The organism is Nonomuraea sp. NPDC049607, assembly GCF_040675375.1.
Taxonomy (GTDB): Bacteria; Actinomycetota; Actinomycetes; order Streptosporangiales; family Streptosporangiaceae; genus Nonomuraea.
Window position 1 is genome coordinate 382395 of record NZ_JBFAOV010000001.1, and the last position, 12675, is coordinate 395069.

Here is a 12675-nt window from a genome sequence, read left to right on the forward strand (position 1 = left end):
TCAAGCCAATTGCCGCCGTTTGGGCAACCAGGACGCCAGCAACCAGACCAGGACCAGCGCCCCGAGCCCGAACCCGTCCTGGACGATCTTCCCGAGCACCAGGCTCACCCCCGGGATCTTGGCGGCGATCAGCGAGACCCCCCACCACGGCACGGGAACCACGTAGAACAGCCAGACGCCCGCGGCCACCCGCAGCCTGACCGGATCGCGCCCGTCGCCGACGATCGCCCCGAGCACCACGACCACCCAGGCCAGATGGTGGATCCAGGCGACGGGCGAGAGCAGCACCGCCATCAGCGACGTGAGCGCGACCGCCGTCAGCTCGTCCTTCGCCTGGTACGCCGCCCGCGCCGCCCGGAACCCGTACCAGGCCACGGCCGCCACGATCACGGCCCAGATCACGAACGTCAGCGAATCCGGCATGTACAGCCGCAGCAGCATGCCCCGGATCGACTGGTTCGTGGTGGCCGTGTTCGCCCCCAGCCGCTCCGGATCGAGCAGCGCCGAGAACCAGAAGGCGGACGCGTCCTGCGGGATCACCACGAACGGCAGCAACGTCAGCACCGCCGCCACGAACGCCGCCATGAAGAACGGCCGCCACTGCTTGGTGACCAGGAAGTAGATCAGGAAGACGCCCGGCGTCAGCTTGACGGCCGTGGCCAGCCCGACCAGGAACCCCCGGGGCAGCCAGGGCCGCCGCGCCACGCAGTCCACCAGGCACAGGGCGACCAGCAGGATGTCCACCTGACCGAACCGCACCTGGTCGCGGATCGGCATCAGGTACGTGCAGGCCACCATGAGCAGCGCGAACACCCACGGCACGTAGGCCCGCAGAGCCTGCCGGAAGGCGAACCAGACGGTGACGGCCAGCGCCACGAAGATCCCGGCCGTCCACACCCATTGGGCGGTGCCCCAGGACATCTCGGCCAGCGCCACGGCCAGCATCGCCGCGACGGGCGGATAGGTGAAGGGCAGCAGCTGGGGCGCGGGCGTGAAGAAGTCGTACACCGGACGGCCGTCGAGCAGCATCTGGCCGCCGGTACGGTAGACGTCGAGGTCGACGAGCCGCTGGTCGTCCGGGTTGGTCAGCCACGTGTGCACCAGGGGCGCCGCCGCCGCCGCGACGACGAGCGCCACGACGACCCACGCCCACCACTGCCGCCGGATCACCCGCACCTCGCCTCTTGTCACGATGTGGCACGTTACCGTGGCTGTTCATCGAGGGCGCAGACACTGGGGGTTCCGTACATGCCTTACGCCACGCTCGGGGCCGAGCACCAAGAGCCCCGCGTACGCCCCACGCCCCACCCTCTGCCACCCCTCGCCCCGACCTCGGACGCCCCCGCCCCCGGCTTTCTGCCGCGCCTTCGTCCGACTTCGGATGTCCCCGCCCGCCGGCGGCGGTTCGGGACGGTGGGACCTCGCGCAGGCCGCCCGCTCGTCACCGTGATCCTCGGCCTCCTGCTCGCAACCGTCCTCCTCCCCGGCCCGGCCACCGCCGCAACGACCTCAGGCAGCTTGGACGGCCCAGCCACCGCAACGGCCGCAGGCGGCATGCACGTCCCAACCGGTCCGGAGGGTCGGCGGGTGGCGCTGGTCGGGGTTCCCGGCCTGCAGTGGAGCGACTTCAGCCAGTCGGGCACCCCTACCCTGTGGAAGCTCGTCACCCAGGGCAGCTCGGCATCGCTGTCCACCCGCGCCGTCCCGCCCCCGGACCGCGGCATCACCTGTCCCATCGCCGGCTGGCTGACCATCTCCGCAGGCCAGCGCGCCGGCGCCCCGGGCCGAGGATGCCCCTCCCCGGCGGCCCCCCAGCCCGCCGGCGAAGGCGCCACCGTCCCCAACTGGCGGGACCTGGTGGCCTTCCAGGCCGACACCGGCTACGCGGCCCAGTTGGGCACGCTGGGCCAGTTGGTGACCGACGGCGGGGGCAAGGTGGCGGCGATCGGCCCCGGTGCCGCCCTCGCCGCCGCCGACAAAGCCGGAAAAATCACTAAATACACCCCCACCCTCGACGGCCTGAACGACCTGACCCCCTACAACCTGATCGTCTTCGAGGCCGCCGACCTCGCCACCGCCTGGACCAAGGGCGTGCCCGACGAGGCCGGCGTCCCGGGCTCCCTCCCGGCCGCCGAACGCCAAGCCGCCGCGACCCGGGCGGACCAGCAGATCGCCGCCCTGATCGGCAAGCTGCCCCCGAACACCACCCTCCTGCTCGCCGGGACCTCCGACGTCAGCCCCAACGCCCACCTCCACGCGGCCATCGCCACGGGACCGTCCCCGACCGGGCAGCCGTACCCGCAGGGCTACCTCACGGCCTCCTCCACCCGCCAGGACGCCCTGGTCACCATCACCGACCTCACCGCCACCGCAATCCAGCTCCTGGGCCTGACCGCCCCCCGCGACGTGGTCGGCCGCGCCTGGCAGCCCGACGGCAACGCCCCCGACCCGGCCGCCGCCACGGTGACGCGGCTCGCCGACGGCGATCTGGCCAGCCAGGTGCTCCGCGACGTGCGCGGGCCCTTCTTCACCGTCCTGGTCACCGTCCAGCTGATCTTCTACGCCCTCGCCGCCCTGGCGCTCCGCCGCCGCCGCTCCACCCGCGCCGGGAAGAGCACGCCGTCCACCGACGGCCACGCGCCCCCGGCGAAGGACCACTCGGCCCCTCAAACGGACGGCGAGCCGGCCGACGCCTCGAAGCTGCTGGCGGCCATCCAGGTGGTGGCGACCGTCAGCGGCGCCGTCGCCGTCTCCACCTTCCTGGCCCAGCTCGTGCCGTGGTGGAGCCTGCCGATGCCGATGGTCTCGGTGATCATGACGATCCTGGCCATCGCCGCGCTGATCACCGCCCTCGCCTTCGCCGGCCCCTGGCGTACGCACGTGCTCGGCCCGCTCACCGTGGTCGCCGCCGTCACCTCGCTCGCCCTCCTCATCGACGTGATGACCGGCTCAGCACTCCAGGTGAACGCCGTAACCGGCTACGAACCCGTCACCGGAGGACGGTTCTACGGCTTCAGCAACATCGCCTTCGCCGTCTACGCCACCGGCACGATCCTCGGCCTGGCCGGCGTGGCACATTGGCTGCTCGGCAGGGGCGTCTCCCGGACGATCGTGGTGGCGCTGTGCGGCCTGTACGGCGCGTTCGCCGTCTTCGCGGACGGCTCACCCTCGTGGGGTGCGGACTTCGGCGGCGTTCCGGCGTTCGTGATCGGGGTGGCGGTCTTTCTCATCCTGCTGTCCGGCAGGCGCGTGTCGGTGCTGAAACTACTCCTCGTCGGAGCGGTCGCGGTCGCGCTGATCGCCGCCATCTCGTTCGTCGACTGGATGCGCCCCGCGGACAGGCGGACCCACCTCGGCGCCTTCGTGCAGCAGATCATCGACGGCCAGGCGTGGACCGTCGTCGGACGCAAGTTCGGGGCCATGATCGGCGTGACCGTGGGCAACTGGCCGCTGACCCTTCTCTCGCTGGTCGCGCTGGCGTTCCTGTTCCTGGTGCTGGCCCGTCCGTCGCGGTGGGGCGCCTCGGCGCTCGGTCAGGCGTACGCGCTGGCTCCGCCGCTCAGGGCCGGCCTGCTCGGGACGCTCACCTGCGCCTTCCTGGGCTTCCTCATGAACGACTCGGGCATCGCCATCCCGGCCATGGCGCTCACGGTGGCGGTGCCGCTGACGCTCGCGGCCTGCGTACGGGCCCTCCAGCTCGCCACGCCCACACCACCAGCAGGACGGTCAACGCCAGCAGCGCCCACGCGATCTGAGGCCTGAGGACGCCGCTGAGCCATTCGACGCCCGGCGGCTGCCCGTCCACCCGGGCGGGCAGGTAGGCCAGGGACAGGACCAGCAGGTGGGCGACCATGAACCCGTCGACGGCCGAGGCGCCCACCAGGGCCAGCATCCCGAACGCCAGCCCGTCGTACCAGGGCAGGATGTACGGCGTGGCGAACAGGTAGGCCACGACCAGCGCCGCCGCCACGACGGGCGCCTGCAACCCCCCGGCAGCCGCCGCGCCCTGACCGGCCGAGGCCCGCCGGGACGCCAGCCGGAGCAACGGCCAGGCGACGAGGGCGAGCACCACCAGCGCGCCGACCTGGATCTCCCCCCGGTACGCGCTCCCGGGGGCGACCAGGGCCCAGAGCCACCCCTGCACCAGCTTCCAGAACGAGGCGTGCGAGATCGCCTTGCTGGTCGTCGTCACCGGCGCGATCGCCTCGGGCCCGACGATCGTGTAGCCGACGACCACCACGGCCAGCGCGCTCACCGCCATGACGGCCAGCCGCCCCGGACGGCGGCGCAGCTCCCACGCGGGCCCCAGCGCCACCAGCCCCGCGTTGAGCTTCGTCGCCACCCCGAGCCCGAGCAGCACCCCCGACCTCACCGGATGCGCCCTGGCCAGCAACGCGGCCACCATGCAGGCGATCGCGAGGGTGTCGGCGTGCATGCCCGCGACCAGGTGGTAGAGCAGCAGCGGATTGACCGCCCACAACAAGGCGGCACGCGTCCGGCGGGCGGGGTCGTGCCTGGTGAACCGGTCGATCAGCAGCGCCGTGACGACGAAGGCCGCGACGTTGAACACCGCCAGCACGAAGATGGTCAGCCGGAGCGAGTCGCCGCCGACCCAGCTCGCCAGCGCCTGGAGAGCGGTGGCGACGGGCCCGTAGACGCTGGGCTCCTCGCGCCAGGGACGCTCGACGGCGTCGGCGATCGGATCACCCGGCAGGTCGTCGGCGCCGTGCGTGTAGGGGTTCACCCCCAACGTGACCATCCGGCCATATGCGGCGTAGTTGAGATGGTCGCCGGAACCCGAAGGGGGCAGGAACGCGAGCACCCCCGCGGCGAGACACCCGAGAAGCACCAGGAGCCGGGGGCTCGGCACAGGACGCGGACCGGCCGCCAGCGCCGCCAGCAACCCGAGCCCGCCGATGACCACGGCCGCAGCGGCCAGCACGATCACCGCATACGGATCAGGCCCGGCCGCCAGCGAGTACGGCGGCTGCCACCCCGGCCCGCCCAGCGCGGGAACCATGGGAGAGGGCCCGAGCAGCCCGATCGTGATCGTCAGCAGCACCGAGACCGCGATCATCATCAGCCCGGGGAACGCCAGCCGCTCCCGGACCGCGCCGACCGGCCGATCCCGCCGAGGCGCGGCGGCCCACTCACCCGCGCCGGACATCCGGGCCATCGGGACCGGCGAGAACCGGCGCCCGTCGCCGTCGGCGAGGAGGCCGGACATGGTCGTCGTGCCGCCGGACCACGGAAGACGCAGCGATCTCACCCAGAAGGGTCGCGCTTGTGCCTGTTCGCGGCGTCTCTCCGAAGTCACCCGCAAATTCCAGCACACTCATGACGACCCCAGCCCCAGATCATCCACGCCTGTGGATAACCCGGAGCCCGAAATCAGCGCTTCGGAAGAAGTTTGCCAAGGTTTTCCACGACCACCGGCTCGCGACTCGCCAGAGCCAGCGCCACATCCCGCAGCTGCCGGGCCCGGTGCAACTGGGCGCGCCAGTCGTTGCCGGTGGCCCGGTGGGACATCTCCACCTCGACCTCGACGACCCTGAACCCCTTGCGCAACAGGTCGATCGTCAGCGCCGTCTCCACACCGAACCCGTGCGCCAGCGGCCGCGCGGCCTCGAAGGCGGCTCTGGTCAGGCAGCGCTGGCCGTTGAGCGGCTGGGCGGCCTCGAAGCCGGTGGCGCGACGGATGCCGTCTCTGGACACGCGCACGACTAAGCCGTGGCCGCCGAGCTTCACCCGCGTGCCGAACACCGCGATCGTCATGTCGGCCTTGCCCTCGCGCACAGGCTCCACCAGCGGCGCCGCGGCGCGCGCCGTGTCACCCAGGTCGGCGTCGAGGAAGAGCAGGTGGCGAGGGGTACGGTCCTCGTCGAGGAGGCGTACGGCCTCCGCACCCGTCTCCATGGCCGCGGCCTTTCCCCGGTTGCGGCTGTGGCGGACCACCCGCGCCCCCGCCGCCCGCGCCACCTTGCCGGTGCGGTCCGTCGAGCCGTCGTCGACGACCACGACGAGATCGACACCGGGCAGGCCGGCCGCGGCGGCGACGGTGGCCGCGATGCGGTCGCCCTCGTTCACCGCGGGAATGACGACAGCCGTGTCAGCCTGCGTCATGATCCCTCGGTGATGAGGAACTCCTGCGGCAGCTCGTCATGCACGGTGAACACCGAGACGAGCCCCGTGACCTGCAGGATCTTGCGGACGGCCGGACGCGGCGCGGCCACCTCCAGCACGCCTCCCCGCTCTTTCATGCGCTTGAGCGCCGAGAGCAGCACGTTCATCCCCGTGGAGTCGCAGAAATCCACGGCGGACATGTCGATGACCACCCGGCTGGGCCCGTCCTGCAGCAGCCGAGTGAACTCGGCCTGCAGGTGAGGCGCCGTATAGAGGTCGATTTCTCCGGTGATGGCAACGAGTGCGCACCCGGCATGTGATCGAGTCGAGACCTTGAGCTCCACATGGGCAGGCTAGCGGCGCGGAGGCTTCCGGTCACGTTGTCACGCCGAGAGGGGAACGACAGGTTTTTGTCCTCCGTTTGGGCTCCATCAAAACGGAGAGTACGCGAAGCTTGACAGCGTGACACCGGAACCGGCAACGCTTCACGGAGAAGGAGGGGCTGGGGCCCGCCCCATGGGCCTCGTATCGATGAATGCAGAGAAACCTGAAGATCCACAGCGTCAGGGGCTCCGGGAGCGTCTGGAGACCATCCTCATCCGTACAGAAAAGGCCACGTCATGGCATGACGAAGCGGCGCGCCTGCGCGGGCTGCTGAACCACGAGGGCTACGTCCCGATCCGCACCAGGCTGGCGAGCGAAGACCTCGACTTCCTGGCCGGCTCACGCGCCGACCTGCTCAGGTTCGCCGAGCTCGGGCTACGGCTGCTCGACCTGCACCAGCCGCGCGACGCGGGTGGCATCACGAGCGACACCGCCAACCCGATCCTGCGGTGCCGGAGCTGCATGTGGCGCTGGCCCTGCCCGACATTCCGGGCGATGTCAGAGTCGTTCGGCCATCGCGACACGGCGCTCCCCGAACCCGCCTGACCCCGCAGCCAGACGGGGCAGCCCACGATCGAGGAGCGGAGCCACAAGCGGAAGATCGAGGCAGGACACCGTGCGGGAACGTCAACTTCCGGGCACCAGGGGCAGGCGGATCTCGAACCGGCACCCCGGCCCTTCGTTGACCACCCCGATCATCCCATCGTGCGCCTCGACGATCCCCTGGGCGATCGCCAGCCCGAGCCCGGCGCCGCCGTCGGCGGTGGGCGTACGCGCGGCCTCCCCCCGGAACGCCACCTCGAACACCCGAGGCAGATCCTCCTCGGGAATCCCCCCGCAACCGTCGGCCACCGACAGACAGGCCATCCCCTGCCCGTCCACCGCGGCCCGCAGCACCACGGCCCGGTCAGAGGGCGTGTGCCGGACGGCGTTGACGACCAGGTTCCGCAGGGCCCGGCCCAGTGCGGCCGCGTCGACCTCCACGGGCACGGCCCCCGCCGCCTCCGCCGTGAGCACCACCCCCTTGGCCCTGGCCAGCGGCTCGACCCCGGCCAGCGTGTCGGCCACGAGGTCGGCGAGCCCGATCCTGGCCCGCGAGAGCCGCAACGCGCCCGCGTGGATCCGCGACAGCTCGAACAGGTCGTCCACCATGGCCGAGAGCCGTTCGACCTCCAGCTTGATCTGGGCGTGGTAGCGCGTGACCGTCGCGGGGTCGGCCACCACCTCGTCCTCCAGGGCCTCGGCCATGGCCCGCAGGCCGGCGAGCGGCGTGCGCAGGTCGTGGCTCACCCAGGCGACCAGCTCCCGGCGCGCGCCCTCCAGGGCGCGTTCCCGCGCGTACGCCTCCTCAAGGGTGCCGGCGATCTCCTGGAGCTCGGCCGGCAAGCCCTGCGGCGCCCTGAACGGCACCTCCCGCACGGCCGCCACCAGCCGCCTGCTCTCGCCCACCACCCGCCTGGCCAGCACGAACGCCACCCCGAGCCCCACCAGGCCGCCCACAGCGACGACGCTGAGCACGAAGTCCTTGACCGCGCCCTCGATGATCATCTTCATGGTGATCGCGACCACGCCCGCCAGCGTCGCCGCCACGGCGACCACCACGACGACGGCCAGCATCACCCCGATCGACCTGGTCCGCAGCCGTCCCATCGCCCACACGCCGGCCGCCGCGACCAGCAGCCCCAGCACCGCCGAGACGGCCACCACCATGGGCAGCTCGCTCACGGACACCACGACCTCCGGGCACGTCTCCAGCAGACACGGCTCGGCGGGTGTCACCGCGCGATCTCCAGTGGCTCGTACCGGTATCCGACGCCCCAGACCGTGACGATCCGCCGCGGCTGCGTCGGGTCCGCCTCGATCTTCTCCCGTAACCGCCGCACGTGCACGGTCACGGTCGAGGAGTCGCCGAACGACCAGCCCCACACCTGGTCGAGCAGCGCCGACCGGCTGAACGCCTGCCGCGGGTTGCGCATGAGGTAGGCCAGCAGGTCGAACTCCCTGGCCGTCAGCAGCACCCGATGGCCGCCCAGCAGCACCTCGTGGGCCCCGACGTCGACGACGAGATCGCCGTCGCGCAGCACGCCGGTCCCGGCCGTGACGGACGCCCCCCGCGCCCGGCGCAGCACCGACTGGACGCGCAACGCCAGTTCCCGCGGGCTGAACGGCTTCGTCACGTAGTCGTCGGCCCCGGTCTCCAGGCCGACCACCCGGTCGATCTCCTCGCCGAGCGCGGTCAGCATGATCACCGGGACCGGCCACCGCTCCCTGAGCTTCCTGCACACCTGGAGGCCGTCGATCCTGGGCAGCATCAGGTCGAGCACCATGAGGTCGGGCGGATCGGCCAGCGCCCTGCGCAACGCCTCGGCGCCGTCGCCCACGCACTCGACCTCGTGCCCGTCGCGCTCCAGATAGCGCGCCACGACCTCGGACACGGTCGGATCGTCGTCGACCACCAGGATGCGGGTGTTCACCGTCTCACCGTACGGCTGAGCCCCACGTAGGGGACATGTACGTCACAGGTTCGTAAGCCTCGCGGATCATCCTCGGAGGACGTACGGTGGCCTCATGAGTAGAGTCGTCATGCTCGTTTTAGGGGCCATCCTCGGTCTCTTCGTGCTGTTCACCTTCGTTCTGCCCCTGCTGGCAGGTCTGTTCAAGCTCGTCCTGATCGTCGGTGTGGTCGCACTGATCGTCTTCATCGCGGTCACCATCGTCGGTAAGTCCCGTTCGTCACAGTGACGTCGTTCCTGTTCGATCCGTGGCTGGTGGGGATCACCATGATGGCGATCCTCCTGCTGGCCACGTGGGCAGCCACGTTGCTGCCCGCACTCGGCGGTGAGCACTCCGGCTTCCCGCTGACCTACGCGCGCCGCACGGCCTTCCAGCGGCTGCGCGATCCCGACGCGGCCGGACGCCCGCGTCCACGAGCGCCTTAGCCGAGCCCCGCTTCCGGTCAAGCGGGGCTCATCACACGTGAGCCCTGATCCGTCGTCATGTCTGAAGGGCTCATGATCGATTCACTTGTCACGTTCGTCATCGGCGTGTCCGGGGGTCACGCCGCGCTCGCCATCGTGCTGTTCACCCTCGCCGTACGCCTGGTCCTGCTGCCGCTCAACGTCCGCCAGGCGCGTACCAACCGGGTCAAGCAGCGGCTCGCGCCGGAGCTGCGGGAGCTGCAGAAGCGTCACGGACGCGATCCCGAGCGGTTGTCCAAGGAGCTGACCGCGCTGTACGCCCGGGAAGGCACGTCGCCGTTCGCGGGGATCTTGCCGATGCTGGCGCAATTGCCGTTCATGTGGCTGATGTTCAGGGTGGCCACGCATCCGACCGCGCTGGCCGGGCACACGCTGTTCGGAGCTCCGCTGGGGCAGCAGATCGCCGGCGTGGTGGCCAATTTCGGTCTGATCAGTTGGCCGGTTTCGGTCTTCGTCGTCGTGATCGCGGGGCTCGTGCTGCTGGCATGGCTGTCGGCACGCTCGATCAAGGTCTCGGAGGACCAGCCGGAGCTGCTGCGGAAGGTCATGCCGCTGCTTCCGTACGGCTCGGCGCTGGCCGCGCTCGTACTCCCCCTGGCGGGCGGCCTGTACCTCCTGGTCTCCACGGCTTGGGCCGTCACCGAACGGGCCGTGCTCGCGGCCAGGGCCGCCTAACCGGCCTCCTTCAGGGCCGCGACCTGCCCGTTCACCGACGCGCCGTTGGGTGCGGGCAGGATGGCCCACACGGTCGTCGTGTCCCCGTCGTGACGAACCCCCCAGCTCTCAGCCACGTATTCGACGATTCCCAGCCCCCGGCCCCCGAGCGAAGACAGGGTCGGGCGGCCCGCCCGCGGCTCTGTCGCCGCACCCCCGTCGCTCACCGCCACCTCGATGTGATCGTCGCTACGCATCCAGGCGACCCTCACCATGCCTGAAGGCAGCGGATGCGCGTGCCGCAGCGCGTTGCTCAGCAACTCGCTCACCACCAGCACGGCATCGTCGATCGCGGCGGTGTAGACCCCACAATCCTGCAGGTCAGTGCTCAGACGCTGGCGGGCGACGGCGACGCTGGACGGCGCGTACGGCAGCAGCACCACGCTTGACACACCCACCTCCCCGTTCCCTGTGCCCCCCGCGGGAACACTCCCCGGTACGACCGAAATGCCCCGTTAGCCAATCGCAGAAACCGCATCTCGATCACAGCTTGTACACATTGGACGATAGATCAGCTCAACTGTGACCACCTCGTTACCGCATCGGTGTGTCGGATCGGATAGTGGAAGCGCGCCTCAGCACCAACCGCATCCTCGTACCCCCTCCGGACCTCGGTTGAGCACTCACTTCTCCCCCCTGCGCCCTGGCCAGACTGCGCACGATATAGAGCCCGAGCCCCACTCCACCAAAGCGCCTCCGGTCCCCGCTGTCCACCTGGACGAAGCGCTCAAAGATCCGTTCGCGGTCAGGCGGTGAGATTCCGACCCCCTCGTCATCCACCACTACGACCACGTCGTCGCCCTCGGACCAAGCTTCAACACAGATCAATCCACCCATTGGGGAATATTTAAACGCGTTCTCCAGCAATTGCCCCAAAACGATGTCGGTTGCCAGGGCGTCGCCCAGCACCGGGGGCAATCCGTCCGGGATGCGGACCTCGACGCGGTGGCGGTCGGACAACACGGGAAGGCCGAGCGTGGCCGCGTGGATGCGGGCGGCGAGGTCGAACGCCTCGATCCGCACCGCCAGCTCGTCCGCGCCCGCCCTGGCCCCCAGCAGGAGATGGTCCATGAGCTGACCCAGCGAGCCGGCCCGCTCGGCGATCGTGTGCACGGCCGAGCGCCGTTCGGAGTCGCTCATCTTGTCCCAGCGCGCGTCGAGCGTGCTGGCGAACCCCCGCACGATCGTGATCGGCGTACGCAGCTCGTGGCTGGTCGTGGCCAGGAAGAGGTCCTTGGCCTCCTCCAGCTCCTTGGCCTGGGTGACGTCGCGGAAGTCGATGACGACCTCGCCGGTCTCCTCGATCTTCGCGCTCACCACGTCCAGCCACCGGCCGTTCTCCATCTGGAACGTCAGCTTCTCCCCGGGGCTGGGCAGCGGGAACGGCGGCGGCCCGCCGATCACGACGTCGGCCGGGAAGGCGGTCAGCTCGGCCGCGGCGGGGTTCCAGCGCACGACCCGGCCGGCGTCGTCCAGCACGGCGATGCCGTCGGCGCTGGCGTCGAACACGGCCCGCTCGTGCGCCCGCTGCCGTACCGCCTCCTGGTAGGCCACCGCGTTGCCGACCGCGATGCCGGCGTGCCCGGCCAGCAGTTCGAGGAGCTCCAGCTCCAGGTGCCCGGGGGCGGCCCCGGCGAACAGCGCGTAGAGGGCGCCGTAGGGGCGTCCGCCGACCGCGGCCAGGCCGAGCGCGATCGTGTGCAGCCCGTTGAGCCTGGCCCACACCAGGTCGTCGAGCCCGTGGGACTCCAGCATCACGGTCTTGCCCGTGCGTAAGAGCTTGTCCACCAGGCTCGTCCGCAGGCCGGTGGTGGTGCCCCTGAGCGTCTCCGGCAGCCGGTATGTGCTGACCAGCCGCAGCCGCTCCCCCTCGATCAGCACGAAGCCGCCCGCGTCCGCGCCCGTCAGCTCGGTCAGGCTGGCCGAGATCCGGTCGAGCACGGCCGGCAGCTCCAGCTCGGAGTTGATGTCGCCGACCACGTCGGTGAGCCGGCGCACCAGCCTGGCCCGGCGTTCCATGCGCAGCCCGGCCACCTCGTCGGCCCGGGCGGGATGGTGGACGCAGACGTAGCCGACCACGGAGTTGCCCAGGCGCAGGGCGTTGATGTCCACCCGCAGGTCGAGCGCGCCGCCGTCCTTGTGGACGCGCTTGGTGCGCAACGACACCTGCCCCCCGGTCCGTACGCGCTCCAGCACCGCGTTGTGCTCGGCGGTCAGCTCGTCGGGGACGATCGGCGCCCGGCGCCCCAGCATCTCGGCGGCCGTCCAGCCGAACAGCTGCTCGGCCGCCGCGTTCCAGACCAGCACGCTCTGGTCGCGGTCGAGCGCCACCACGGCGTTGGGGGAACCGGCGAGCACAGCGCGAGCGATCTCCTCGTCACTGCCGACCCATGTGTCCCCCACACCTCCATAGTGCACGTGGCGTGGTGGGTCTGACGGGCGATCCGTCCGATACGCTGCGCTCACGAAGATTCCG

The 12675-nt window shown here is 70.9% G+C and carries 13 protein-coding genes; 5 read left to right on the forward strand and 8 right to left on the reverse strand.

The annotated features are described in order from the left end of the window. The gene (locus AB0J97_RS01940) at window positions 1-1191 is read right to left on the reverse strand and encodes a glycosyltransferase 87 family protein (protein WP_364083304.1); all 1191 of its coding nucleotides are present in this window, start codon (window positions 1189-1191) and stop codon (window positions 1-3) included. 396 nt (window positions 1192-1587) lie between these two features. Here AB0J97_RS01940 and AB0J97_RS01945 point away from each other — a divergent pair, with 396 nt between their 5' ends. Then, entirely contained in the window at window positions 1588-3762 is a 2175-nt protein-coding gene (locus tag AB0J97_RS01945) for a hypothetical protein (RefSeq protein WP_364083307.1), read from the forward strand. On the opposite strand, the gene mptB is transcribed toward AB0J97_RS01945, so the two are convergent. The 3 genes from mptB to AB0J97_RS01960 form a co-directional block, all read right to left on the reverse strand. Beyond that, on the reverse strand, window positions 3647-5269 hold the full coding sequence (gene mptB / locus AB0J97_RS01950) for a polyprenol phosphomannose-dependent alpha 1,6 mannosyltransferase MptB (protein ID WP_364083309.1): 1623 nt from the start codon (window positions 5267-5269) through the stop codon (window positions 3647-3649). The two genes, AB0J97_RS01945 and mptB, sit on opposite strands and share 116 nt — an antisense overlap. A 122-nt stretch (window positions 5270-5391) precedes the next feature. After that, window positions 5392-6123, reverse strand: coding sequence for a glycosyltransferase (locus AB0J97_RS01955; RefSeq protein WP_364083312.1), 732 nt, complete (start codon window positions 6121-6123; stop codon window positions 5392-5394). Then, window positions 6120-6467: an STAS domain-containing protein gene (locus AB0J97_RS01960; protein ID WP_357693099.1), complete on the reverse strand. Its 348-nt coding sequence runs from the start codon at window positions 6465-6467 to the stop codon at window positions 6120-6122. Before AB0J97_RS01960 ends, AB0J97_RS01955 begins: the two co-directional genes overlap by 4 nt. Window positions 6468-6639: 172 nt before the next feature. On the opposite strand from AB0J97_RS01960, the gene AB0J97_RS01965 reads away from it, so the two are divergent. Then, entirely contained in the window at window positions 6640-7053 is a 414-nt protein-coding gene (locus AB0J97_RS01965) for a hypothetical protein (protein WP_357693101.1), read from the forward strand. An 81-nt stretch (window positions 7054-7134) separates the two neighbouring features. Here AB0J97_RS01965 and AB0J97_RS01970 read toward each other — a convergent pair whose 3' ends face one another. Continuing rightward, window positions 7135-8286 carry a HAMP domain-containing sensor histidine kinase gene (locus AB0J97_RS01970; RefSeq protein ID WP_364083316.1) on the reverse strand — a complete coding sequence of 384 codons (1152 nt, stop codon included), beginning with the start codon at window positions 8284-8286 and terminating at the stop codon, window positions 7135-7137. Beyond that, entirely contained in the window at window positions 8283-8981 is a 699-nt protein-coding gene (locus AB0J97_RS01975) for a response regulator transcription factor (RefSeq protein ID WP_364083319.1), read from the reverse strand. Before AB0J97_RS01975 ends, AB0J97_RS01970 begins: the two co-directional genes overlap by 4 nt. 94 nt (window positions 8982-9075) lie before the next feature. Between AB0J97_RS01975 and AB0J97_RS01980 the strand changes: the two genes are divergently transcribed. The 3 genes from AB0J97_RS01980 (at window position 9076) to AB0J97_RS01990 (ending at window position 10160) form a co-directional block, all read left to right on the forward strand. Beyond that, window positions 9076-9249: a hypothetical protein gene (locus AB0J97_RS01980; RefSeq protein WP_357693107.1), complete on the forward strand. Its 174-nt coding sequence runs from the start codon at window positions 9076-9078 to the stop codon at window positions 9247-9249. After that, window positions 9246-9446, forward strand: a complete 201-nt coding sequence (locus tag AB0J97_RS01985; RefSeq protein ID WP_364083322.1) for a DUF6412 domain-containing protein — start codon at window positions 9246-9248, stop codon at window positions 9444-9446. Before AB0J97_RS01980 ends, AB0J97_RS01985 begins: the two co-directional genes overlap by 4 nt. 72 nt (window positions 9447-9518) lie before the next feature. Then, window positions 9519-10160, forward strand: a complete 642-nt coding sequence (locus AB0J97_RS01990; RefSeq protein ID WP_364083325.1) for a YidC/Oxa1 family membrane protein insertase — start codon at window positions 9519-9521, stop codon at window positions 10158-10160. Here the strand turns inward: AB0J97_RS01990 and AB0J97_RS01995 are convergent. Together AB0J97_RS01995 and AB0J97_RS02000 are read right to left on the reverse strand one after the other, a co-directional pair. Beyond that, entirely contained in the window at window positions 10157-10582 is a 426-nt protein-coding gene (locus tag AB0J97_RS01995; RefSeq protein ID WP_357693112.1) for an ATP-binding protein, read from the reverse strand. The genes AB0J97_RS01990 and AB0J97_RS01995 overlap by 4 nt on opposite strands. 151 nt (window positions 10583-10733) lie before the next feature. Then, complete coding sequence (locus AB0J97_RS02000) at window positions 10734-12602, reverse strand: PAS domain-containing sensor histidine kinase (protein ID WP_364083328.1); 1869 nt, start codon at window positions 12600-12602, stop codon at window positions 10734-10736. Window positions 12603-12675 lie beyond the last annotated feature (73 nt).